Annotated in this window: 24 protein-coding genes; 18 read left to right on the plus strand and 6 right to left on the minus strand. The window is 68.2% G+C overall.

Annotated features, from left to right (window positions below; all coding sequences use genetic code 11):
• Positions 1-15: 15 nt before the first annotated feature.
• The gene (locus CHB64_RS02930) at positions 16-1,026 is read right to left on the minus strand and encodes an NAD(P)H-dependent glycerol-3-phosphate dehydrogenase (RefSeq protein ID WP_089411074.1); all 1,011 of its coding nucleotides are present in this window, start codon (positions 1,024-1,026) and stop codon (positions 16-18) included.
• Between the two features lie 87 nt (positions 1,027-1,113).
• Between CHB64_RS02930 and CHB64_RS02935 the strand changes: the two genes are divergently transcribed.
• Positions 1,114-1,761, plus strand: coding sequence for a TetR/AcrR family transcriptional regulator (locus tag CHB64_RS02935; protein WP_089411075.1), 648 nt, complete (start codon positions 1,114-1,116; stop codon positions 1,759-1,761).
• A 574-nt stretch (positions 1,762-2,335) separates the two neighbouring features.
• Complete coding sequence (locus CHB64_RS15220; protein WP_159462395.1) at positions 2,336-2,773, plus strand: Rrf2 family transcriptional regulator; 438 nt, start codon at positions 2,336-2,338, stop codon at positions 2,771-2,773.
• A gap of 11 nt (positions 2,774-2,784) precedes the next feature.
• Here CHB64_RS15220 and tsaD read toward each other — a convergent pair whose 3' ends face one another.
• Positions 2,785-3,876: a tRNA (adenosine(37)-N6)-threonylcarbamoyltransferase complex transferase subunit TsaD gene (gene tsaD / locus CHB64_RS02945; RefSeq protein ID WP_089411077.1), complete on the minus strand. Its 1,092-nt coding sequence runs from the start codon at positions 3,874-3,876 to the stop codon at positions 2,785-2,787.
• Between the two features lie 83 nt (positions 3,877-3,959).
• Here tsaD and CHB64_RS02950 point away from each other — a divergent pair, with 83 nt between their 5' ends.
• From CHB64_RS02950 to CHB64_RS02960, 3 genes are all read left to right on the plus strand, one after another.
• On the plus strand, positions 3,960-4,697 hold the full coding sequence (locus tag CHB64_RS02950; protein WP_159462396.1) for a uroporphyrinogen-III synthase: 738 nt from the start codon (positions 3,960-3,962) through the stop codon (positions 4,695-4,697).
• 84 nt (positions 4,698-4,781) lie between these two features.
• The gene (locus tag CHB64_RS02955) at positions 4,782-6,245 is read left to right on the plus strand and encodes a mitofilin family membrane protein (RefSeq protein WP_089411079.1); all 1,464 of its coding nucleotides are present in this window, start codon (positions 4,782-4,784) and stop codon (positions 6,243-6,245) included.
• 8 nt (positions 6,246-6,253) lie between these two features.
• Positions 6,254-7,780: a heme biosynthesis HemY N-terminal domain-containing protein gene (locus CHB64_RS02960; protein WP_089411080.1), complete on the plus strand. Its 1,527-nt coding sequence runs from the start codon at positions 6,254-6,256 to the stop codon at positions 7,778-7,780.
• 12 nt (positions 7,781-7,792) lie between these two features.
• On the opposite strand, the gene CHB64_RS02965 is transcribed toward CHB64_RS02960, so the two are convergent.
• Entirely contained in the window at positions 7,793-8,047 is a 255-nt protein-coding gene (locus CHB64_RS02965) for a hypothetical protein (protein ID WP_143265927.1), read from the minus strand.
• A gap of 153 nt (positions 8,048-8,200) precedes the next feature.
• Here CHB64_RS02965 and CHB64_RS02970 point away from each other — a divergent pair, with 153 nt between their 5' ends.
• The gene (locus tag CHB64_RS02970) at positions 8,201-9,007 is read left to right on the plus strand and encodes an SDR family NAD(P)-dependent oxidoreductase (protein WP_089411082.1); all 807 of its coding nucleotides are present in this window, start codon (positions 8,201-8,203) and stop codon (positions 9,005-9,007) included.
• Between the two features lie 16 nt (positions 9,008-9,023).
• Here the strand turns inward: CHB64_RS02970 and CHB64_RS02975 are convergent, their stop codons facing one another.
• Together CHB64_RS02975 and CHB64_RS15650 are read right to left on the minus strand one after the other, a co-directional pair.
• Positions 9,024-9,851, minus strand: coding sequence for a DUF547 domain-containing protein (locus tag CHB64_RS02975; protein ID WP_159462397.1), 828 nt, complete (start codon positions 9,849-9,851; stop codon positions 9,024-9,026).
• Between the two features lie 112 nt (positions 9,852-9,963).
• Positions 9,964-12,258, minus strand: coding sequence for an NADP-dependent malic enzyme (locus CHB64_RS15650; RefSeq protein WP_089411084.1), 2,295 nt, complete (start codon positions 12,256-12,258; stop codon positions 9,964-9,966).
• Positions 12,259-12,446: 188 nt separating this feature from the next.
• On the opposite strand from CHB64_RS15650, the gene CHB64_RS15655 reads away from it, so the two are divergent.
• The 8 genes from CHB64_RS15655 to CHB64_RS03020 all read left to right on the plus strand — a co-directional run bounded on the left by CHB64_RS15655 (position 12,447) and on the right by CHB64_RS03020 (position 17,877).
• On the plus strand, positions 12,447-13,034 hold the full coding sequence (locus CHB64_RS15655) for a NifU family protein (protein ID WP_089411448.1): 588 nt from the start codon (positions 12,447-12,449) through the stop codon (positions 13,032-13,034).
• 51 nt (positions 13,035-13,085) lie between these two features.
• Complete coding sequence (locus CHB64_RS02990) at positions 13,086-13,301, plus strand: dodecin (RefSeq protein ID WP_089411085.1); 216 nt, start codon at positions 13,086-13,088, stop codon at positions 13,299-13,301.
• A gap of 60 nt (positions 13,302-13,361) precedes the next feature.
• A complete protein-coding gene (locus CHB64_RS02995) occupies positions 13,362-13,955 on the plus strand; it encodes a malonic semialdehyde reductase (RefSeq protein WP_089411086.1) in 594 nt (197 codons plus the stop codon).
• Positions 13,956-13,972: 17 nt separating this feature from the next.
• On the plus strand, positions 13,973-14,806 hold the full coding sequence (locus CHB64_RS03000; protein WP_089411087.1) for a class I SAM-dependent methyltransferase: 834 nt from the start codon (positions 13,973-13,975) through the stop codon (positions 14,804-14,806).
• A gap of 102 nt (positions 14,807-14,908) precedes the next feature.
• Entirely contained in the window at positions 14,909-15,649 is a 741-nt protein-coding gene (gene tsaB / locus CHB64_RS03005; RefSeq protein ID WP_089411088.1) for a tRNA (adenosine(37)-N6)-threonylcarbamoyltransferase complex dimerization subunit type 1 TsaB, read from the plus strand.
• Positions 15,646-16,092 carry a ribosomal protein S18-alanine N-acetyltransferase gene (gene rimI, locus CHB64_RS03010; protein WP_089411089.1) on the plus strand — a complete coding sequence of 149 codons (447 nt, stop codon included), beginning with the start codon at positions 15,646-15,648 and terminating at the stop codon, positions 16,090-16,092. The genes tsaB and rimI overlap by 4 nt, the downstream gene beginning before the upstream one ends.
• A gap of 83 nt (positions 16,093-16,175) precedes the next feature.
• Positions 16,176-16,589 carry a Fur family transcriptional regulator gene (locus tag CHB64_RS03015; protein WP_089411090.1) on the plus strand — a complete coding sequence of 138 codons (414 nt, stop codon included), beginning with the start codon at positions 16,176-16,178 and terminating at the stop codon, positions 16,587-16,589.
• A 190-nt stretch (positions 16,590-16,779) separates the two neighbouring features.
• On the plus strand, positions 16,780-17,877 hold the full coding sequence (locus CHB64_RS03020) for a ferritin-like domain-containing protein (RefSeq protein ID WP_089411091.1): 1,098 nt from the start codon (positions 16,780-16,782) through the stop codon (positions 17,875-17,877).
• Positions 17,878-18,163: 286 nt separating this feature from the next.
• Here CHB64_RS03020 and CHB64_RS03025 read toward each other — a convergent pair whose 3' ends face one another.
• On the minus strand, positions 18,164-18,904 hold the full coding sequence (locus tag CHB64_RS03025) for a DUF1223 domain-containing protein (protein ID WP_089411092.1): 741 nt from the start codon (positions 18,902-18,904) through the stop codon (positions 18,164-18,166).
• Positions 18,905-19,080: 176 nt separating this feature from the next.
• On the opposite strand from CHB64_RS03025, the gene miaB reads away from it, so the two are divergent.
• Genes miaB through CHB64_RS03045 form a run of 4 tightly spaced genes read left to right on the plus strand, consistent with a single transcriptional unit; the run spans position 19,081 to position 23,016 of the window.
• Positions 19,081-20,556: a tRNA (N6-isopentenyl adenosine(37)-C2)-methylthiotransferase MiaB gene (gene miaB, locus CHB64_RS03030; RefSeq protein WP_089411093.1), complete on the plus strand. Its 1,476-nt coding sequence runs from the start codon at positions 19,081-19,083 to the stop codon at positions 20,554-20,556.
• A complete protein-coding gene (locus tag CHB64_RS03035) occupies positions 20,553-21,545 on the plus strand; it encodes a PhoH family protein (RefSeq protein WP_234993298.1) in 993 nt (330 codons plus the stop codon). The genes miaB and CHB64_RS03035 overlap by 4 nt, the downstream gene beginning before the upstream one ends.
• On the plus strand, positions 21,542-22,009 hold the full coding sequence (ybeY, locus tag CHB64_RS03040) for an rRNA maturation RNase YbeY (RefSeq protein WP_089411094.1): 468 nt from the start codon (positions 21,542-21,544) through the stop codon (positions 22,007-22,009). Before CHB64_RS03035 ends, ybeY begins: the two co-directional genes overlap by 4 nt.
• Positions 22,009-23,016, plus strand: coding sequence for a hemolysin family protein (locus tag CHB64_RS03045; protein ID WP_089411095.1), 1,008 nt, complete (start codon positions 22,009-22,011; stop codon positions 23,014-23,016). The genes ybeY and CHB64_RS03045 overlap by 1 nt, the downstream gene beginning before the upstream one ends.
• Positions 23,017-23,028 lie beyond the last annotated feature (12 nt).

The raw sequence follows: 23,028 nt of genomic DNA on the forward strand, positions 1-23,028 counted from the left end.
GCGCCAGTCGCCCGTCTATTCCCTTTCGGCCCGGAACGGCCGCGAAAGCAGGTCGGCGATCAGGCCGTCGACGGAGCGCTCGCCGGCGACGAGATCGGCGACCGCCGCGCAGATCGGCGTCTCGACCCCCAGCCGGCGGGCGATGTCCGCCACCGCCGGGGCGGTCTCGACCCCTTCGCTCACATTGTTGCGCCCGGCCAGCACCTCATGCAGCGAGCGCCCGCGGCCGAGCTCGAAGCCGAGCGACATGTTGCGCGACTGCTTCGAGGTCGCGGTGAGAATGAGATCGCCGAGCCCCGATAGTCCCGCCAGCGTCTCGCGCCGGGCGCCGAGGGCGACGCCGAGCCGCTGAAATTCCGCAAAGCCGCGCGCGATCAGCGCCGCCTTGGCGCTTTCGCCGAGCCCCTTGCCTTCGACCACGCCGGCGGCGATGGCGAGCACGTTCTTCACCGCGCCGCCGATCTCCGCGCCGATCACGTCGTCGGTGTAATAAAGCCGGAAATGCGGCGCGCCGATCGTGGCGATCCAGCGCGCAGCGAGCGCCTCGTCCGCGCAAGCGAGCGTCACCGCGGTCGGCAGGCCCTGGGCGACGTCGCGCGCGAAGCTCGGCCCGGAGAGAACCGCCGGAACCGCTTCCGGCCAGACCTCCGCGACCACGGCGGACAGGAACATCCCCGTGCTTTGCTCGATCCCCTTCGAGCAAAGCGCGACCGGCGCGTCCGGCCGGGCGTGCGGGCGCAGCGCCTTCATCACCGCCCGGCTGTGCTGGACCGGCGCGACGAGCAGGAAGGCCTCGCCGCCGCCGGCGTCCTCCAGCGCCGGCGTCGCCTTGAGGGCCGGATTCAGCTTCACGCCGGGCAGAAAGACGGCGTTCTCATGGCGCTTGTTGATGAGCGCGGCGACTTCCGGCTCGCGCGCCCAGATGGTTGTCTCAACGCCGTTATTGGCCGCGAGATTGCCCAGGGCCGCGCCCCAGGCGCCGCCGCCGATGATCGAAAGCTTCCGGAAAGGCGCGCCGTCATTCATGGCAGATCGCTCACGGGAATTTGCATGGTTGCGGTGTAACGAGTGAACGTTTAATGAAATCGTCAGCCCGACTGGAAAAATGGAACCATGCCGATCGAGAATCTCGACGAGACCGCCCGGCAGATCCTCGAAGCCGCCAGCCGCCGGTTTCTGCATTACGGCTTCGGCAAGACGACAATGTCGGAGATCGCCGGCGACTGCAACATGTCGACCGGCAATGTCTATCGCTACTTTCCCTCCAAGCTCGACATCGCGGAGACCTTCGTGCGCGTGCTCCGGCGCGAGCAGATCGAGAAGCTGCGCGCCGCCATCGCCGAACCGGGCCTGACCGCGGCCGAACGGCTGCGCAATCTCCTCAAGATGAAGTTCAAGATCGCCTATGACCGGTTTCACGACCGGCCCAAGGCCTATGAGCTCGCCACCGAGGTCATGCTGGCCCGGCCGGAGGTGGCGTTCGAGTGGGAGCGGGCCGAAGGCGCGCTCATCGCCGAGGTGCTGAAGACCGGCGAGGAAGCGGGCGAGTTCGCCCCCGGCGAGCATGAGCGCCTGCCCCGGCTTATTCAGGACGTGGTTTATCGCTTCACCACGCCGGCGGTGTTCCACGAAGGCGATTTCGAGCAGCTTTCGGAGGAGCTCGACGCTCTCATCGATTTCGTGCTCGATTCCCTGTGCTGGCGGGCGCGCGGTTGCGAAAGGGCCGTCCGGGCCGGCGCGCCGCCCGTCCAAACGCATTGAATTTCCAGAATCGTTTTTAGCCAGGAATGAAAGCTGCGCATGTTCGCCTTGGCCGCGCTTGGGTCAGGCCCGAGACGAGCATTATATTGCTCGTTGTTGGTGTACATTTATCAATGAACATTGCAGAAAATATTCATTGACAACCCTTCGTCCGCGCCCTAAATCGACGGCGTAAATCGTTCGGCGCCGCACAATGGACGGTCCGTCTCTTGCGCGACGCCGGCCAGAGAAAAGAGACAGCAGCCATGACCAGCCTCGCGAAAATCGCCCTGCAAACCGTAATCACCCTCGTTCTAAGCGGTTTCGCCGCCGCAGCCCTGTTCGCGGCGGCCGACTACGCCACCCGCGGCGTCGTCGTCTAACGGATCGGAGGTCGCCAGACCGACGGTTCCTCCCCCTGCCGTCCGATCGCAGTCCGCTCCTTGCCCCTCACCGAGCTGGACGCCCCCTCCCCTCGATCGGACGGCTTACTGGCGCGGAAGCTCCCAGCTTCCGCGCTTTTTTTATGTCCCGGCCGGGTAACCAGGCGCTAACCGATTCGCGCAACCATGGCGGTTGCAGACGGGAGGCGCGGATGGCTTTTTCAACCCGCTTTGCGACGGCGACGCATCTTTTGGCGGTCCTCGCGCTCAGTCGGCCGGCGCCGGTGACCTCCGAGACGCTGGCGGCGAGCGCCGGCACGAATCCGGTCGTGGCGCGCCGGCTCATCGGCCGGCTCGTCAGGGCGGGGCTGGTTCGCACGCAAGGGGGCAAGGGCGGCGGCGCGACGCTCGCCCGCCCGCCGAAGAAGATTACTTTGCGCGCGGTGTTCGAGGCGGTCGAACATCCCCTGTCGCTCGCCCCGGAAAACCCCGGACGACGCGAGGACGGCGTCGGCGCGGCGCTGCCCGGGGCGCTCGCAAGACCGTCGGAGCGCGCTGCGCGCGCCTTCGCCGAGGCGCTGGACCAGACGACGCTTAAAGGGGTGGTGAAGGCCCTCAAAAACGCCAGGGATCGGCGGAAAGCCGCCTGACGCGAAGGCGTCTACGCCTTGGGACCCTTTCTGCCGCCGCCATGCGCTCGGCCGGGCGGCGGGGGGGCGAGCGGCCAACGCGCGCGCGGCGCGAAGGCGAGAGCTTCCGCCAATGACGGAACGAGGCCTGCGGCGAGACGTTCAGCGCCCGCCCAGGCGATCATGGCGCCGTTGTCGGTGCAATATTTTGGCGGCGGAACGATCAAGCGCCAGCCGCGCCTATCGGCCAGCTCCTTGAGGGCGGCCTTGATCGCGCAGTTGGCGGCGACCCCGCCGGCGACGACAAGGCGGGGATCGGCGCCGAAATCCGCCTCGACCATATCCATCGCCCTTCCGGTGCGCGCGGCGAGATGGGCTGCGGCCGTCGCCTGAAACGCAGCGGCGAGATCGGCGACGTCTTGGCCCGTCGGGGTTCCGATCTCTTCGGCGGCGAGCCGCACGGCGGTCTTGAGGCCCGAGAAAGAGAAATCGCACCCCTCCCGGCGCGCCAGCGGCGCGGGCAGCCTGAACCGGCTGGCGCGCCCGCCTACGGCGGCGCTTTCGATGCGCGGCCCGCCGGGCTGGCCGAGCCCGAGGAGCTTCGCCGTCTTGTCGAAGGCTTCCCCGGCGGCGTCGTCTATGGTCGAGCCGAGCCGCCGATAGCGCCCGACGCCTGCGACGGCGATCAGCTGGGTATGGCCGCCGGAGATCAGCAGCAGGAGATAGGGAAACGGCGCCGCCTCGGTCAGACGCGCCGAAAGCGCGTGACCTTCGAGGTGATTGACCGGAATGAGCGGCTTGTCATGGGCGAGCGCGATCGCCTTCGCCGCGGTCAGGCCGACCATCACCCCGCCGATGAGGCCAGGCCCCGCCGTCGCCGCCACGGCGTCGAGGTCGGCCGGGATATGGCCTGATTTTTCAAGAGCGTGCACGATGACCTGATCGACCCGCTCGACATGGCTGCGCGCGGCGATTTCCGGCACGACCCCGCCATAGGGCGCGTGGCGGTCGTATTGCCGCCAGACGACGTCGGCGAGGATCTCGCACGCGCCGTCGGGCCGGCGCCGTATGACGCCGGCGGCGGTGTCGTCGCAGCTTGTCTCGACGCCGAGAACGAGGGTCATAAATGCTCTTTGCGGGCTCTTGGGCCGGGATGGCCGTCGCGGTCAAGATAGGCAGGCCGCCGCAGGCGTGTAAGACTCGGACCATGCGCCGTCCCGTCGTGATCGTCACCCGCCCCGAGCCCGATGCGAGCCGCTTCGCCGACGCGGCCCGCCGCGCCGGGCTGGAGCCGGCGCTCTCGCCGGCCATGCGGATCGTTTTCCGGCCGGGCGCGCCGGATCTCGCCGGGGTCGGCGCGATCGCCTTCACGTCGGCGAACGGGGTGCGCGCTTTCGCCGCCGCCGCGGCGATCCCGCCGGAAACCCCGGTCTTCGCCGTCGGGCCGGCCTCTGCCGAGGCGGCGCGGGACGCAGGCTTCGCCGACGTCGCGGCGGCGGGCGGCGACGTCGCGGCGCTCGCCCGAATGATCGGCGAGGCCCGTCAGGCGGGGCGGATCGCTGGCGCGGTCCTGCACGCGTGCGGGTCGGATCGCGCGGGCGATCTCGTCGCCGCGCTCGCCCAAGCGGGCGCGCCGGCCCGGCGCGCGGTGCTGTATGAAGCGCGTGCGAATGAAGGCCTTGCGCCGGCGGCCATCGAGGCGCTCGAAGGGGCTCGCGCAGGCGCGCCGGGGCCTTGGGTCGCGTTGTTCTCGCCGCGCACGGCCCGGCTGTTCCTCGACCAGGTTCGCGCCGCCGGCATGGAAGACCGGCTCGCTGCGGCGCGGGCGGCCTGTCTGAGCGGGGCCGTCGCAGAAGCGGCAGGGGCCGCGCGCTGGCGGGAGATCGCGGTCGCCCCCGCGCCGACGGCGGAGACGATGATCGCCCTGATGGCGCAAGCGCTGTGAAGCCTGCTTCAACAGGTTGCTTGAGGGCGCGCCAGGGCGCGCCTAACTACTGCCTGAACGCCGGCGCGGCGAGGAGGATGTGCGATGGCTGACAAGCCTGAAGCAGGCGAGGAAAAAAAGAACGCGGAGAACGCCGCCGAGAAACCGGCCGCGCAAGCGGGGGCGCGCGGCGACGAAACGAAGCCGGAAGATGACCGGCTTGCCGCCGAAGAGGTCGAAGCGGAAATCGTCGACGACGGTCATTCGCGCCCGGAGGAGCCGGCGCGCGCCTCAGTGACGCCGCCCTCTGCGTCGGGCCGGCGTTTGGGTTCGCCCGGCGTCATCCTGCTCGTCATCCTTGTCGCCATCGCGGTCCTGATCGCCGCCCTGTGGCGGTTCGGCGCGGGAAGGCCGGACGGAACTGACGGGCCGCCCGCCGAAGCAACGCCTGTGGAACGGGCGGGTTCGGCGGACGCGTCCGCGCCGGCCGGCGCCGACCCGGGAAAGATCGCGAATGACGGCGCGCCCGCCGCGAAAGCCCCGTCGGAACCTGCGGTCGGGAGCGAAGGGCGCGGCCTGCCGCCGGCGCCCGCGCCGGGAACGGGCGCCAATGACGCGATCCAGCGCGCGGCGAAGGACGCCGCTCGCCGGCCGCCGCCCGACCCCGAGGAGGATGCCGGCGATGCGATCGATCTCGGCGCGCTTGCGCCAGACGGCATGGAAAACGCGGCGCACGCGGCTGCGTCTGAAGACGATGCGGATACGGACGAAAGCGCGGATTCCGGCGTCGCAGAAGCCCGCCCTCAAAATCCTGTCGACGGACTGAAAATCGCCAACGATTTCGAAGCGGTCAAAACCGCGCTGGAAGCCGAAACGCGCCGGCTTGAAGAGATGCTCGCCCGAGCGCGCGCCGAGAACGAGGCGCAGGCGGCGGAAATCGCCGCGCTGCGCGACAGCATTCAGGCGGCGATCCTTGAGCGCGACCGGCGCGCGGAGGCGGAGTTCGCCGATCTGCGCGCGCGCCTCGACAAGATTCAATCCGGGGAAGCAACCCCGTCGAGCCGGCGCGCTGCGGCCTCGCTCGCGCTGTTGTCCCTCAAGAACGCGATCGACTCTGGAGGTCCGTATACAGATGAGATTGAGCTGTTCGCCAGACTCGCGCCTGACGCGGCCCCGGTCGAGGTGCTGCGCGCGCGCGCCGGGACCGGCGCGCCGACCCGCGACGCGCTGCGGGAGCGTTTCGCCCCGCTGGCGCGCGAAGCGCTCGCCGCCGCCGGCCGCGCTCGCGCGAAAGGCCCTGTGGGCGCGATGATGGCGCGGCTTGAATCGCTCATATCGGTGCGCCCGGCCGCGCCCCTCGCCGGCGACGACCCGGCCGCCGTCATCTCGCGCGCCGAAGCGCGGCTCGAGGCCGGCGATCTCGAAGCGGCTGTCGCGGAGCTTGAGGCGCTCGACGGCGAAGCGGCCGAGGTCTTCGCGCCCTGGCTTCTCGACGCGCGCGCGCGGCTCGCCGCCGACAGGGCGCTCGACGATCTCAGGGCCGCGATCTTACGCGATTATCTCAATTAGGCGGGCGAATGATACGCATCCTGATTTTCATTCTAAGCGCGGCGTTCGCCGCCTTTCTTTTGACGTTCCTTGCGAATATGGACGGGCGCATCGTGGGCGAGGCGTTCGACCTGCGCTTCGACATCCACAGCGGCTTCGCCTTCGGCCTCGCGCTTACGGTCGTCGGGGCGCTGATTTGGGGAACGAGCCTCGTCAAGGATCTCGCCGCGCTGCCTGGAAAGCTCAAACGCAAGGCGCAGGACGCGCGGCGCGAACGCGGGTTCGTCGCGCTCGCCCGCGGGCTCGAAGCCGCAGCGGTGGGCGACGCCGAGGACGCGCGCCATCACGCCCGCGTCGCCCGGCGCAATCTCGGCGAGTCCTCGCTGACGCGGTTGTTGACGGCGCAGGCCGCGCAGCTCGCCGGCGACGATGAGACGGCGAAGGAGAATTTCCGCGCCATGCTGGAAGCGCCGGAGACGACCTTTCTGGGGCTGCGCGGCCTTTATCTTCAGGCGCGTCGCGCCGGCGACAAGGCCGGCGCGCTCGACTACGCCGAGCAGGCCTTCCGTCTACGGTCTAATGCAGCCTGGGCGTTCGAATCGGTGCTGGAGTTGGGGCTAGAGCGCGGCGCGTGGGGCGAGATGCGCGCGGCGGTCGCGACCGCGCTCAAAAACAGGCTGCTCTCGCCCGAGAAGGCGCGCCGGGCCGAGGCGGCGCTGCTCGCGGCCGACGCCTATGCGGCCGAAGCAAGCGGCGAGAAGTCGCTCGCGCTCGAAGAGACCGAAGCGGCGCTGAAGCTCGACGCCGGCCTCGCGCCGGCCGCGATCCTCGTCGCGCGGCTTCAGGCTGGAGCCGGCAAGCGCGCGCAGGCGGCGAAGGCGCTGGAAGCGGCTTTCGCGCAGGCGCCGCATCCCGGCCTGCTTCAGGCCTATGAAGATTTGTATAAGGATGAATCGGTCGAGACGCGCGCTGATGCGCTGAAGCGCTTCGCGGAACATCGCCCGGATGCGCGCGAGGCGAAGCTCGCGCTGGCGCGCCGCCATATCCTTCTGGGCGAGCATGACGCCGCCGCGGCGCTGCTCGAGCCGCTGCTGCGCGAGTCGGCGACGGCCCGCGAATGCGCGCTGATGGCGGAAGCCGCCGCCGGCGCCGGCGAGGAAGCCGCAGCGCGAAGCTGGCTGGCGCGCGCCGCCGCCGCGCCGCGGGACGCCGTTCCGGGCGCGGACGGCGCGTTTCATCTCACGCGCGAAGGCTGGGCGCGGCTCGTGCGCGAATACATGGAGCATGGCCGGCTCGCGCCGGCGCCGCTCGAAGGCCCGCCGCCGGGACTGAGCGAGGACGAGATCAAACGCCTCGCGCCGCCCGCCGCGCCGCCTGCGGCGGCGGGCGAAAAGGCGGCATCCGTCGAGGAGGAAGCCGTCTCTCCCGATGCGGACGAATCGGAAGCGTCGCGCGGGTCCGGGGCCGAACAGGCTGAAGAGGAGCCGGACGACGCGCTCGCCCGCATCGCCGCGGAGCGCGCCCGCGCGGTCTCGGCCGCCGGCGAGGTGAGCTGACGCGGTTTAGGCCTATGAGCCGTCGCGCCTGCGCCAGGCCGGGGCGTCCTTGTCGCGCCAGGCTCGACCGCGCGCTTTCGTCCGCCAGGCGAGGCGCGCCTCGTTTGACACGGCGGCGTCGATCGGCGCGTCCGGCACTTCCTCCGGCGCGGTCCGGATCGCGAAAAGCCCGCGCGCGCCCGCCCCGCCCGCGATCGTTTGGGTCAGATACCAGCCGATGACGAGGCTTGCGCAAACGAGCATCAAAACAAGTTGCAATCCATCCATGCCGCGCTTTTTTCCTTTCCGCGCCGGTTTAAGCAAGCCCCGTGCTAAGCGCGTTGCCCCGTCATTGGGCGCGCCGTCGCTGCGCGCCGGATTTGGCGGGCGCGGCGAAGCGCGCCATAGCTGGAAAAAGGGCGGACGGGAAAGGAACAGGCCATGACCTATCGGGGCAGATGGGCGCTCGTCACCGGCGCGTCGGCCGGCATCGGCGCGGCCTTCGCGCGCCGGCTGGGGGCGGCCGGGGCCAATGTCGCGCTGGTCGCGCGCCGGCGCGAGCGCCTCGAGACGCTCGCCGGGGAGCTTCGGCGCGATCACGGCGTCGACGCGCGGGCGCTGCCGGCCGATCTGGCGGACCCCGCCGCGCCGGACGCGATTCTTGACGCGCTCAGCCGGGAGAGGATCGCGCCGGATATTCTCGTCAACAACGCCGGCTACGGACTGCCCGGCTATTATCATGCAAGCCCGTGGCGGGCGCATCGCGAGTTTCTTCAGGTCATGGTGACAAGCTATGCGCATTTTGTCCGCCTCGTGCTGCCGGGCATGCGCGAGCGCGGCTTCGGGCGCATCGTGCAGGTCGCCTCGCTCGCCGGCCTCGTCCCCGGCTCGGCGGGGCATACGCTTTACGGCGCGTCGAAGGCGTTTCTGGTGAGCTTCTCCCAGTCGCTCGCCGCCGAGAACGAGGAGGCCGGGGTGAAGGTCACGGCCGTCTGCCCCGGCTTCACCTATTCGGAATTCCATGACGTCAACGCCACGCGCCCGCTCGTGTCGAAGCTGCCGAAATATATGTTCATGGAAGCCGGGCCCGTGGTCGACGGCGCCCTCGCGGCGGTCGAGCGCGGCCATGTCGTTTATGTGCCGGGCCTGTGGAACAAATATGTCGCCTGGCTGATGAAGGCCCTGCCGCGAACCTGGGCGGCCAAGGCCGTACGCCGCCAGTCCGCGAAGTTCCGCCGGAGCGAGTGAGGGGGGCTGGGAGCCTTTACGGCGCGTCGTTGAGCGACCAGTCGTAACGGTATTTGTCGATGCGGCGTTTGCCTTCCAGCGCCGTGCGCAAGGGCGGTTCGGCGTACAGACGGATGTGGTCGAGAACGGCCGCTTTGCTATCGCCGAAATCCTCCCGATACCAACCGTATAATTTCGAAGCGACGACCTTGCCTTCGATAACTTCCACGCCGCGCGGATGATTGACATAGGACCGCGCTGCGGCGTCGAGCTGCGCGTCGATATCTCCGCTCGAATAGGCCTTGGCCGCGAGATTCGGACAGCCGATCGACGCGCAGTTCAAGGCGTAATGAATGCGCGGGTCGCGAAACGCCGGCCTGATGATCCCATGCTCGATGTCGTCGAGGCTGAGCGTGACGCCGCGCGCCGTCGCCGCCGGCCGGTCCCAAGGGTCTTCGATGTCGCGAATGCTGTCTATGGGGTAATGGTCGAGAATCAGCAGCACGGTCGCCGCGTTGTAGAGGTTAATCCAGAAAGCGAGCTGTTCGGCGCGGTCGAGCGTCGCCGGATCGATCGTTTCAAGCTTGGCGACATAGGCCTTGAGCGCAGCCCGGTCGGGCTTGCTGACCGCGCCGTAGCGCACCCTATTCACGCCGTCCTCTCCGGCGACGAGGTGGCGCGCGAGGAAATCGTTCCAGGAGGAATGGTCGATGGAGACGTCGCTGTCCGGCGAGTGCCGGCCGAAAACGGGCGCGATCAATTCGGCCGCGCGTAGGAACTGACGTTCGATCCACATCGGCGCCGCCAGCGTCTGGCTCAGCAACACGCCGCCGACGGCGAGCAACGATAACAGGAGTCGGCTCAAACGCACCTTCGTTTCGCTCGTCGCTTCACGGCGATCTCTAATGGCGCGCCTGCGCCCGGCCAAGCGCGCGCCCGCCGGCCTCATGCGAACGTGAAGACGGCCTTGCATCGCGTCAGAGAGTTTTCTGCGCCCAGCTGCGGTGCTCGACGTCGAGATCGTAGGCCGCGACGGCCGCGAGGGTGACGATGTCGGGCACGCGCGCGCCGATCTGGGTGATCTGCACCGGCCGTTCGAGCCCGATGAGGAGCGGGCCGATCACCGTCGCGCCGCCGACTTCGGCGAGCAGCTTCGTGGAGATCGCGGCCGAGTGCACGCCCGGCGTGATGAGCACGTTCGCCTCGCCGGTCAGCCGCGAAAAGGGATAGATCTCGCGCAGGGTCTCGTTGAGAGCCATGCGCGGGGTCATCTCGCCCTCGTACTGGAAGTCGACGTCGCGACGCCGGTCGAGGATCTGGACCGCGCCGGCGACCCGACGCGAATGCTCCGTATCAGGACTGCCGAAATTCGAGTAGGAGACGAAGGCGACTTTCGGCGTCGATCCCATGCGCCGCGCGGCGTGCGCGACCTGGACCGCGATTTCGGCGAGGTCTTCCGATGAGGGAAGCTGGGTGATCGTGTTGTCGGCGACGAAAAGCGTCCGACCTTTCGCGAGGATGATGGATACGCCGATCAGCCGTTCGCCGGGCCTCGCGTCAAGCGCCAGGCGGACGTTCTCGAGCGCCACGTCGTAGTTTCGCGTCACGCCGGTCACCATGCCGTCGGCGTGGCCGTGGGCTAGCATGCACGCGCCGAACACGTTGCGGTCGGTGTTCACCAACCGCTGGGCGTCGCGATAGAGATAGCCTTTGCGCTGCAGGCGCTCATAGAGATAATCCGTATAGACAGGATTATGCGTCGACAGCCTGGCGTTGTGGATTTCGAAGGCGCTCTCAGTCGGCAAGCCCAGCTCGCGCAGGCGCTGCTTCACCAGCTCCTCGCGGCCGATCAGGATCGCCTTCCCCAATCCTTCCTGCTGGAAGGCGTAGGCCGCGCGGATCACCGATTCCTCCTCGCCCTCGGCGAAGACGATCCGCTTCGGGATTTCGGCGCCGCGCAGGGTCGCATAAATCTTCTGCAGAAACGATGCGGACGGATCGAGGCGGGCGGCGAGGCGTTGCGAATAGGCCTTGAGGTCTTCAACCGGCTTTCGCGCGACGCCGGAATCGGCCGCGGCCTTGGCGACCGCCGGCGGCACGGCGGAGATGAGGCGCGGGTCGAACGGCGTCGGAATGATGTAGCCGGGCCCGTATTTAAGCCGTTTGCCGTAGGCGGCGGCGACTTCGTCGGGCACGTCCTCGCGGGCGAGCCTGGCCAGCGCCTCGGCGCAAGCGATTTTCATCTCCTCGTTGATGGTGCGCGCGCGCGCGTCGAGCGCGCCGCGAAAGATATAGGGAAAGCCCAGAACGTTGTTGACCTGGTTGGGATAATCCGACCGGCCCGTCGCGATGATGGCGTCGTCGCGCGTCGCGCGCACGTCTTCGGGCAGAATCTCCGGCGTCGGATTGGCCATGGCGAAGATGATCGGGTTCTTCGCCATGGACTTGACCATCTCTTTGGTGACCGCGCCGCCTACGGACAGGCCGATGAACACGTCGGCGCCGTCCATGACCTCGGCGAGCGTGCGCTTGTCGGTCTCGACCGCATGGGCAGAGCGCCACTGATCGAGCTGGCGGCCCTTGTGCAGCACGCCCTTGGAGTCGCACACCAGCGCGTTCTCGTGCGGCAGGCCCATGGCCTTGATGAGGCCGATCACGGACAGCGCCGAGGAGCCCGCGCCCGACACCGCCACCTTGATGTCGCGGATCGACTTGCCGGCGATGTCGAGCGCGTTGAGCAATCCCGCTGCGGCGATGATCGCCGTGCCGTGCTGGTCGTCATGGAAGACGGGAATGTCCATCAGCTCCTTGAGGCGCTGCTCGATATAGAAGCTCTCGGGCGCGGCGATGTCTTCGAGGTTGATCCCGCCGAAAGCGGGGCCGAGGAACCGCACGCAGTTGATGAATTCCTCCGGGTCCTTCGTGTCGACCTCGATGTCGACCGAATCGATGTCGGCGAAGCGCTTGAAAAGGACCGACTTGCCTTCCATCACCGGCTTGGCGGCGAGCGCGCCGAGATCGCCCAAGCCGAGAATGGCCGTTCCGTTCGAGATGACGGCGACCATGTTGCCCTTGGAGGTGTAGTCGTAGGCGAGATCGGGCTCGGCCGCGATCGCCTTCACCGGAACCGCCACGCCGGGCGAATAGGCGAGCGACAGGTCGCGCTGGGTCGCCATCGGCTTGGTCGGATTGACCTCCAGCTTGCCGGGCTTGCCGCGGCTGTGGAAGTGGAGGGCCTCTTCGTCGGTGAACTTCGTCGAATTGTCGTCCATGGGGCGCGGGATCCGTCGCAAGGCAGCGGGGGATGGGCGGGGAAACAACGCCTTAACGCGGCGCCGGGCCGCGGGCAACGGGCATGAGCGCGCCTTTCCCGCCCGCCGGCGCGGTTGCGCGGCCGGGCGCGCGCGCTTACTTGATGGGGCGAAGCGGCCGCCCGCCGGCCGCGGCGAAGGAATGCCAGATGTTCATTCAGACCGAAGACACCCCGAACCCGCAATCGATGAAATTCCTGCCCGGCCGTCCGGTGCTGGGCGAGGGGGCGACAGGCATGGATTTTCCCACGCCCGAATCGGCCGAGGCCGGCTCGCCGCTCGCCGCCGAGCTGTTCGCCGTCGACGGGGTGACCGGCGTCTATCTCGGGGCCGATTTCGTCACCGTCACCAAGAGCGAAGCGGTCGAATGGCTGCATGTGAAGCCGGCCGCGCTCGGCGTCATCGCCGATTACCTGACCGCCGGCCTGCCGGTTCTCAAGGAAGGTGCGCAGGACCGGCCGGGCCCCGCGACGAGCCTCGACGAGTATGAAGGCGAGGATCGCGAGACGGTCGAGCAGATCATCGAGCTCATCGAAACCCGCGTGCGCCCGGCGGTGGCCGCCGACGGCGGCGACATCGTGTTCAAGCATTACGAGCCGCGCACCGGCGTCGTATTCCTCTCGCTGCATGGCGCCTGCTCGGGCTGCCCCTCATCGACCATGACGCTGAAGGCCGGCATCGAGAATCTGCTCAAGCACTACGTGCCGGAAGTCGCGAAGGTCGAGGCGGTGGCGTAAGCGCGGCGCGTCGGCCGAGCGGGCGATCCAAAACACGAAGGAGGGCGACTCATGTCCGAAGATAAAGTCTACGCCGTCACCAAGGTGGTCGGCACGTCGAAGTCCTCGATCGAGGACGCCATATCGAACGCCATAGAGACCGCCGGCAAGACGCTCAAGAATCTCGACTGGTTCGAGGTGAAGGAGACGCGCGGCTATATCGAGAACGGCAAGGTCGCCTGGTATCAGGTTTCGCTCGAGATCGGCTTCCGCTACGAAAAACCGTAACCCTCCCGGCGCAACGGTAATATTCCGCATACGAAATGTTTTAACGGGGAAAGCCGGACCATGTCCGACAAGATGATCAACGACGAGGCGCTCGACATCATCTTCCGTGAGGCGCGCACGCGCAATGGCTGGGAGGACCGGCCGGTGACCGAGACCCTCATGCAGGCGGTCTACGACCTGATGAAGTGGGGCCCGACGTCTGCGAACTGCTGTCCGGCGCGCTTTGTGTTCGTGACGACGCCGGAGGGCAAGAAACGCCTGGAGCCGCATCTGTCGGAGGGGAACCGCGCCAAGACGATGGCCGCGCCCTGCTGCGTCATCATCGGATACGATCTCGAATTTCACGAGTACTTGCCGAAGCTCTTTCCGCATACGGACGCGAAGTCGTGGTTCGAGGGAAAACAGGAGCTCATCCGCGCGACGGCCTTCCGCAACGGCACGCTTCAGGGCGCCTATTTCATCATCGCCGCGCGCGCGCTCGGTCTCGATTGCGGGCCGATGTCCGGCTTCGACAATGAAGGCGTAGACAGGGAGTTCTTCGCCGGCACGAAGATCAAGTCGAACTTCTTGTGCAATATCGGCTACGGAACGGAAGAAAATCTGTTCCCCCGCAGCCCGCGCTTCGCTTTCGACGAGGTCTGCAAGATCGTCTGAATACGGACAGGCGGGCTGTGAACGTTGAATCCTCACCGACCAAGGGGCCGTCGCCGGCCGCCAAGCAGCGGCTGGTCGCGCTGGCCCGCGGGCTCGGCGTGCTGCCTGTCCTGGAGGCCGCGCGCTTTTTGCGCGCCGCCGCGCTGAGCGCGTGCGAAAACCGCGCCTATCTGAAAGCGCATCCCGGTTTCGCGCCGCCGCCCTTGTGGTGGATGCACGACATGTATTCCCACGCTTCTTACGCGCGCTACATGGCAAGCGGGAAGGCGACCGCGGTGCAGATCGTTCGGCGCATCGACGCCCATTGCCCGGCCCCGCGCCCGCGCGTGGCAGACTGGGGCTGCGGGCTCGGCCGCGTCATCCGCCATCTGCCCGAGCGCTATGATAGGACCGGCTTCGACTACAACAGGGCGGCGATTGATTGGTGCAAGGCGCATATCCGCGGCGCGACGTTTCGCCGGAACGCCGCCGCGCCGCCGCTGCCGGCCGAAGACGGCGCGTTCGACGCGCTTTACGCGCTTTCGGTGTTCACGCATCTGTCCGAGGCGGGACATCGGGCCTGGATCGCCGAGGTCGCGCGGGTGCTCGCGCCGGGCGGGATCTTCCTCGGCGCGTTCCACATGACCCCGCGCGCCGGCCAGCTTCTGCCCGGCGAGCGCGCCCGGTTCGAGGCCGGCGAGCTGGTCGTACGCGGGCGCGTGAAAGAAGGCCGGCGCATCTTCACCGCGATCCACCCCGAACGGTATCTGCGCGAGCGTCTGCTCGCCGGCTTCGACATCCTCGAAGGCCCGACGCCGTTTTTCGACCAGACCCTGTTTGTCGCGCGCAAGCGGCCGGGCGCGCCGGTTTGACGGGCTGAATGCGCTCCCTTGGGCGCTATTCGACGAATGGACCCGGCGTTGCGGGATTCGCAATGAAGGAGGCTTCGAAGGTTCGCAGATGCGCATGACGCAATGCCGGCATTGCCGAACGACGATTTCGGCGCGAAAGACAGGACGATGATCGTTCTCGGCCTCGACACCGCGCTCAAAGCCTGTTCCGCTGCGATCCTGAAGGACGGCGCGCCGCTCGCCAGGACCAGCGCGCCTTTGGAGCGCGGCCACGCCGAGCGTCTCGCGCCCATGGTCGCCGGAACGCTCGCCGCAGCGGGCCTGTCTGCGCGCGACATCGACAGGGTCGGCGTCGTCGTGGGACCGGGAACCTTCGCCGGGGTGCGGGTGGGGCTCGCCTTCGCGCGCGGCCTCGCGGTCGGGACCGGGATCGAGGCCGTCGGGGTGACTAGTCTGGCCGCTCTCGCCGCCGGGATCGCTACCGCGACCGCGCCCTTGCGCGCGGCCGTCATCGACGCGCGCCGCGGCCAGGTCTACGCCGCGCTTTATGACGCCGCGCTTGTCCCGCGTCTCGAGCCGTTCGTTGCGGCGCCGGAAGAAGCCTTGCGTCGCTTGATGGATGCGGCCGGCGGCGCGGCCGTCGCCCTCGCCGGGGACGGGGTCGCGCCGATGGGGCCGGCGCCGAAAGGCTGGATCGCGGAAGGAGGTCCCGACGTCATCGACGCGATGGCGGTCGCGCGCCTCGCCGCCGGCGCCGCCCGGCCGGAGGCGCCGCCGGCGCCGCTCTATCTCCGGCCGCCTGACGCGAGGCCCGCCGCCGCGGCGGCGTTCGCCGGGCTGCTCGCGCGCGGCGATGCGCCATGAGCGGCTGGCTCGTCCGCCCCGCCGCGCCGGCCGACATGGACGCCCTCGTCGCGATCGAAGCGGACAGCTTCGGCCCGGCGAGCTGGGGGGCGGACGCTGTGCGCCAGGGCCTTGGCGAGCCCGGCGTCTTCGCGCTGGTGGCCGAGGGATCGGACGGCGCGATCGGGGGGTTCATCCTGTGGCGGCGCGCCGCGGACGAAGGCGAAATCTTGAGTCTCGCCGCGGCGGCGCGCGTGCGTCGCGCGGGCGCGGCCAAGGCGCTTCTCGCCGAAGTCATCCTTGCAGCCGAAGCGATGCGGCTCAGGGCGCTCTTTCTCGAAGTCCGCGCGGACAACGCCGCCGCGCGCGCGCTTTATGAAAAAGCGCGGTTCGCGACCGTAGGCCGCCGGCGACGGTATTACCGCGACGGCGCGGACGCCCTGGTGCTGCGCCGGGCGATCTGAAGGGCTATATTGATCGAAGCAGGTTGCGCCGCGCCGGCGGCGCATGATGTAAGGCGACTCGCGCGACGCACGGAGAGAGCCCGATGCACAGGCTGGAGAAAATCTGCATCGAAAAAGGCATGCGGATGACCGAGCAGCGCCGGGTGATCGCGCGGGTGCTGTCCGAATCCGACGACCATCCCGACGTGGAGGAGATCCACCGCCGCGCGACGGAGATCGACCCGCGCATCTCCATCGCCACGGTCTATCGCACCATGCGCCTGTTTGAGGACGCCGGCGTCGTCGAGCGTCACGACTTCCAGGACGGGCGTTCGCGCTACGAAGAAGCCTCCGAGCGCCATCATGATCACCTCATCGACCTCAAGTCGGGCGAGGTGATCGAGTTCGTCAACGAGGAGATCGAACGCCTGCAAAAGAAGATCGCCGAAGAGCACGGCTACCGCCTCGTCGCGCATCGGCTCGAACTTTACGGCGTGCCGCTGAAAAAGGGCGAATGAACGCTGCGTCCGTCCGGCGGGCTGATCCTGCTGCGGCGGATTCTTGACCCGCCAAAGTAAACTGCTTAGTGTACTCCTTGATCGCCGCTTAGCTAGGCGGCGGCGCGTGTGACGCCGATTCAGCATTTGTTGTTGAAACCGCGTCAAAAAGCCGGCGACAGACCGGACGCGCGCAAGGAGGAGGCGGCCCATGTCTCTGCGCGATCTTTATCCCATCCCCGACATCGACCCTTGCTGGAGCGTGCCGCAAGGCTTCGACGCCGTGTTCGACTGGACGTTCGACGACGGCCGCAGGCAGATGATGCACCTTTACCAGAAGGGCAAGGACATGCAGTGGGACGCCGTCTCGCGCATCGACTGGGATGAGGAGCTCGATCCCGACAACCCGATGGAGGTTCCGGACGAGCTGGGCGGGCTTTACTACACGCCCGTCTGGAAAAAGATGTCCGATAAGGAAAAAGCGGTCGCGCGCCGGCATTTCCAGTCCTGGACCATCTCGCAGTTTCTCCAGGGCGAACAGGCCGCGCTCATCTGCGCGGCGAAGATCGTGCAGCAGGCGCCCGACCTCGACGCCAAGTTCTACGCCGCGACGCAGGTGATTGACGAGGCCCGCCATGTGGAGGCGTACAAGAAGCTGCTTGAGAAGTTCGGCCTCGCCTGGCCGATGACGCAGCCGCTCCAGACTCTCGTTGATCAGGCTCTGCGCGATTCGCGCTGGGACATGACGTATCTCGCCATGCAGGTGGTGATCGAGGGGCTGGCGCTCGCGGCTTTCAACAACATTCGCGACACCGCGCGCAACAAGCTCGCCCAGCAGGTCAACGCCTATGTCATGCAGGACGAGTCGCGCCATGTGGCTTTCGGCCGGGTGGCCCTGCGCGACTACTATCCGCATCTCACCGACAAGGAGCGCGCCGAGCGCGAGGAGTTCCTGGTCGAGGCCTGCTATCACATGCGCGATCGTTTCGAGGCGCGCGAGGTTTATGGCGTGCTCGGTCTGCCGCTTGAGGAGTGCCTCGAAGCGCAGATGAATTCCGGCTACATGCAGAACTTCCGCAAGTTCCTGTTCCAGCGCATCGTGCCGATCGTGCGCGATATCGGTTTGTGGTCGGATAAAATCCAGGCCGCCTATCGCGACATGGGCGTGCTCGATTTCGCCGAGACCGACTACGAGGCGCTGATGTCGAACGACGATCGGCGCGCCGAAGAGTTCGACGATGAAAACCGGCGCAAGCGCGAGGCTTACGTGAAGGAGGTCGCCGCGCTCGGCGCGACCGCGGCGGAGTAAGGCGAGATCAGCGCAGGAAGCTCGCGAGCAGGATGAGCGCGCCGCCGGTGGCCGCGATCGTCACGATGGCCGCGCCGGCCACCGACAGGAAGAATCGCACCCGCGAAAACCCGTTCGTCACCGGCGCCTCCCTTGCGTCGTTTTGATGAACGCTAACCCGCGGCGCAGGCGCAAGGCAACGCCAGGCGCGACGAACGGCGCGCCGCCTCGCGTTTTTTCCCCTGCGAGACGAATCGGCGGGGGGCCGGACAAGCCTGCGGCGCGCGGCGCGCCGACCCCGCGCGCCTTATCCCTGTTCCCGGCCCTGCAGGATCTTCGGGCAGTAGGCTGCGCCGAGCGCTGGTCCCTGGTCGGGCGCCTGCACGATCACGGCGCAGCCTTCGCCGGGGTCGAGGGCGGGCAGGGCGAAGGTCGCCGTTTCGCTGTCGACGGCGCCGAGCCGCTTCATCCCGGTCGCGATGTTGGCTTCGACGAAGACCCGGCCGGCGTTGTCGCCGCCCGTGACGGGAGTCTCGGCGCGCTCAAGAAAGGTCACGACGAACGCCTCGCCCGCCTCGCCGGCCGCGACGACGACCTGCTGTGCGGCGGCGTCGAAGGAGATGGCCGCAGCCGCCGACGCCTTTCGGGCTGCTATCAGCCGGTCGATCTCCTCGCGCCGGAAGCCGACGGCGATCGCCTCGCCGTTTATGACGGCCTGGGGCGTGAAGCCGCGGTCCCGATGACGGATGCGAAGATTATAGCGGCGCTGGCGCGCGTCGAAGGCTTCTCTTGAGAACGGGTCGTCCCAGGCCTCGCCGGCCTTGCCGGCCATGGCGTTCCAGTAGCTCACATGCCAGGTGAGCACGACGAGGTCCTCGCGTGCGGCGAGCTCGCGCGCGAGATCGGCCGCCGGCGGCGACGCCTTGCAGGATTGCGACAGAAACATCTCGACAAGGGCGCGCCGGCCCGGACCTTCGTCCGCCGACGCCTGGCCTGCGAAAAGCGCGGCGGCGGCCGCGACCATCGACGCTCGCGCTGAACGCGACATGAAGGGCTGACTCCCCGCCCCGGCGGGGCGATGCTCCGAGCAACAGCAGAGTATGGAGAGACCAGGGCGTTGAAATCAATGCGGCCGCGCCGCGGCGAATGCGCTTGGCGGCCGGCGTCACTTGCGCGCCGGGCCCGCCTGTCCCATAGATGCCGGCCCGAAACGAAGAAGGCGGCATGCAGGATAAGACGGCCATTAAAGACGCGCCGGCCGGGCGAAGCACTGGAAAATCGGTGTTCATCCGCACCTATGGGTGTCAGATGAACGCCTACGACTCCGAGCGCATGGCGGGCCTGCTGCGCCCGCTCGGCTACGCCCCGGCGGCCAGCCCCGAGGCGGCCGATCTCGTAATCGTGAACACCTGTCATATCCGCGAGAAGGCGTCCGAGAAGCTCTTCTCCGAGCTTGGTCGTCTGCGCGCGCTCAAGGCGAAGAAAGCCGCGCGGGGCGAGAAGATGACCATCGCGGTGGCCGGCTGCGTCGCCCAGGCCGAGGGGGCGGAGATCGCCGCGCGCGCGCCTGTGGCGGACCTCATCGTCGGCCCGCAGTCCTATCATCGCCTGCCGGAGATGATCGCCCGCGCCGCGCGCGAACGGGGAGAGATCCTGGAGACCGACTTCGCGGTCGAGGAGAAGTTCGACCGGCTCGGCGAGGCGCGCGAGGCGACCGGGCCGACCGCCTTTCTCACCGTTCAGGAGGGCTGCGACAAGTTCTGCACCTTCTGCGTGGTGCCTTACACCCGCGGCGCGGAAGTCTCCCGTCCCGTCGAGGCGATCACGGCCGAAGCGCGGGCGCTGGCGCGCCAGGGCGTGCGGGAGATCACCCTCCTCGGCCAGAACGTCAACGCCTGGCGCGGCGCGCCGCCTGTTGGTCATGCCGGGGGCGAAACAAGGCCCGGAAAGGGCGGGCTTTGGGGGCTCGGCGAGCTGTGCCGGCATCTTGCGCGCATCGACGGAATCGAGCGCATCCGCTTCACCACCTCGCATCCGCGCGACATGGACGACGGCCTGATCGCGGCGCTCGCCGAGGAAGAGAAGCTGATGCCTTATCTGCACTTGCCCGTGCAGGCGGGCTCGGATCGCATTCTCAAGGCGATGAATCGCGGTCATACCGCGGCCGATTATCTCGCGCTGATCGCGCGCATTCGCGCCGCGCGGCCCGACATCGCCCTTTCCGGCGACTTCATCGTCGGTTTCCCTGGCGAAACGAATGAGGATTTCGAAGCGACTTTGGCCCTGGCGGAGACCGTGGGCTACGCCTCGGCCTTTTCCTTCAAATATTCCCGCCGGCCGGGCACGCCGGCGGCGGCGATGGCCAGGCAGGTGCCCGAAGCCGTCAAGGACGAGCGCCTCGCGCGGCTTCAGGCGCTCCTCGAACGCCAGCGCGCCGCCTTCAACGCGGCTCAGATCGGCCGCGTCCTGCCGGTGCTGTTCGAGAAGCCGGGCCGGCACGAGGGCCAGATCGTCGGCCGCTCGCCCTATTTGCAAAGCGTTCATGCCGAAGGCCCATCATCCATGATAGGATCGATCCGGCCCGCGCGCATCGTCGCCGTCACGCCGAACGCTCTCGCCGGCGAAATCGTCGCCGCAGAGAACGCGGACGGGGCCTTGTCTTCCGCGGGCGCGGCGGAAAGGGATTTGAGGCTCGCTTGAGCGAACACGCGACCGACATCGAGCTCGTCAGCTTCGGCGACAACCGCCTGATGGCGGACCTTTCGGGGGAGCACGACGTCAATCTGATGATTCTGGAAAAGGCGCTCGGCGTGCGCATCGACCCGCGCGGCAACCGCCTGAGCATCGCCGGCCCGCCCGCCGCGCGGGCGCGCGCGCTGCGCATACTCGCCGGCCTCTATCGCCGGCTCGAACGGGGCGAGAGCCTGAGCGAGGCCGACATCCGCGCCGCGGCGCGGCTCGACGACGCGGGCGCGGCGGACCGCGCCGATCCGGCGACGCCGACGGTCCGTACGCCGAAACGGACGATCGCGCCGCGCTCGCCCAATCAGCGCCGCTATCTGGAGGCGCTCGCGCGCGCCGATCTCGTTTTCGGCGTCGGACCGGCCGGCACCGGCAAGACCTATCTCGCGGTGGCCCATGCGGTGAGCCTTCTGCTTTCCGGCGCGGTCGAGCGGGTCGTGCTGTCGCGTCCCGCCCTCGAAGCCGGCGAGCGCATCGGCTTTCTGCCAGGCGACATCAAGGAGAAGGTCGACCCGTATCTGCGCCCGCTTTACGACGCGCTCGGCGACATGCTGCATGGCGATTATCTCGAGCGGCGCTTTTCCGCCGGCGACATCGAGATCGCGCCAATCGCCTTCATGCGCGGGCGCACGCTGGCGCGCGCGGCGATCATCCTCGACGAGGCGCAGAACGCGACGGTCGCGCAGATGAAGATGTTTCTCACCCGCTTCGGCGAAGGCTCGCACATGGCGGTGACCGGCGATCCGTCCCAGTCCGATCTTCCGCCTGGAGAGATTTCAGGGCTCGCCGACGCCCTTGCGCGCCTTAAGGACGTAGAGGGGGTGGAGACCGTTCGGTTCTCCCGCGAGGACGTGGTGCGCCATCCGCTCGTCTCGCGGATCATCGAAGCGTATGAGGACCGGCCCGGCGCCGTTCGCGCGGAGAGCCGCGCCGTCAAGGACAGATGATCGGCATCGAGACGATTATCGAACACGAAGCCTGGCCGCGCGCCCTTTCCGATCCTCAGGCGCTCGCCGGGCGCTGTTACGACGCCGCGCGCGCGCGCGAGCCGCGCCTCGCCGGATCGGTCGCGCTCCTGATGGCGGACGATGAGATTCTGCGCGGCCTCAACGCCCGTTTTCGCGGCAAGGACAAGCCGACGAACGTGCTGTCCTTCCCTTCGGGCGAGGCCGCGCCCGGCTTTCTCGGCGACATCGCGCTGGCCTATGAGACGGCCGCGCGCGAGGCGCAGGAGCGAGGCCTTGGCCTGGCCGCTCATGTTTCCCATCTCATCGTGCACGGGCTTCTTCATCTCGTCGGCTACGATCATGAAAGCGATGACGAAGCTGCGGCGATGGAAGGGCTGGAGATCGAAATTCTTGACGCGATGGGGATTTCCAATCCTTATGCGCATGAGGAGCGCGAAGCGTAATGGACGGCGACGGTCCTAGCAGCCTTGGCCGGGAACGCGACCAGACCGGCGAGACAGACGACAGTCGGCCGGCTGAAGAACGTCGATCGGCGGCGGTCCGCGACGAGGACGAAATCGAAGACGGGCCCGGCGGCGGTCTTCTTTCTCGGCTTTTCGGATTCCGCGGCCGTCCGGCGACAAACGGCGAGCTGGCCGAGGCGATCGAGAACGGGCGCGGCGAGGGCGCTCGCCGACTCCCGCGCGCGCGGCGGGAGATGATCGAGCGGGTCATCGCCTTCGACGAAAAACGCGTCGACGACGTCATGGCGCCGCGCGCCGACATCGTCGCGGTCGATCTCGACACGCCGCTCGATCAGCTCGTGCGGGTTTTCGCGGAAGCAGGCCATTCGCGCCTGCCGATCTATCGCGGCGACCTCGACAATCCCATAGGCATGGTCCACATCAAGGACGTGATCGCGCTGCTCGCCGATCCCGCCCGGGCTGCGGGCGATGGGCCGGTCCTGAAAAAAATCCGTCGCGACGTGCTCTATGCGCCGCCCTCGATGCGGATCACCGATCTGTTGCTCAAGATGCAGGCCTCCCGCATTCACATGGCGCTTGTCGTCGACGAATATGGGGGTACGGATGGTCTCGTCACCATCGAGGATCTGGTCGAGGAGATCGTCGGCGACATCAACGACGAGCATGACGACGAGGAAGCGCCGGCGATTGTTCCCGTTCCCGGGGGCTGGGAGGCCGACGCGCGCGTGGAGCTCGAGGAATTCGCCGAAGCGACCGGGCTGCGCCTGGAGCTGGACGACGAGGAAGCCGACACGATCGGCGGCCTCGTCGTATCCGTGGCGGGACGCGTGCCGCAGCGCGGCGAGGTTCTGTCCCATCCCGCCGGACTCGATTTCGAAGTGATCGACGCCGACGCGCGAAAGGTTCGCAAGCTGCGCATTCGGCGGACGGCGCCGGCGAAGAACGACAAGCCGCAAGCCGGCGGCGAGTCCGTCGGGCCGATCTGAGAAAGAGGGGGC

The organism is Amphiplicatus metriothermophilus (assembly GCF_900199215.1).
GTDB classification, from domain to species: Bacteria; Pseudomonadota; Alphaproteobacteria; order Caulobacterales; family Parvularculaceae; genus Amphiplicatus; species Amphiplicatus metriothermophilus.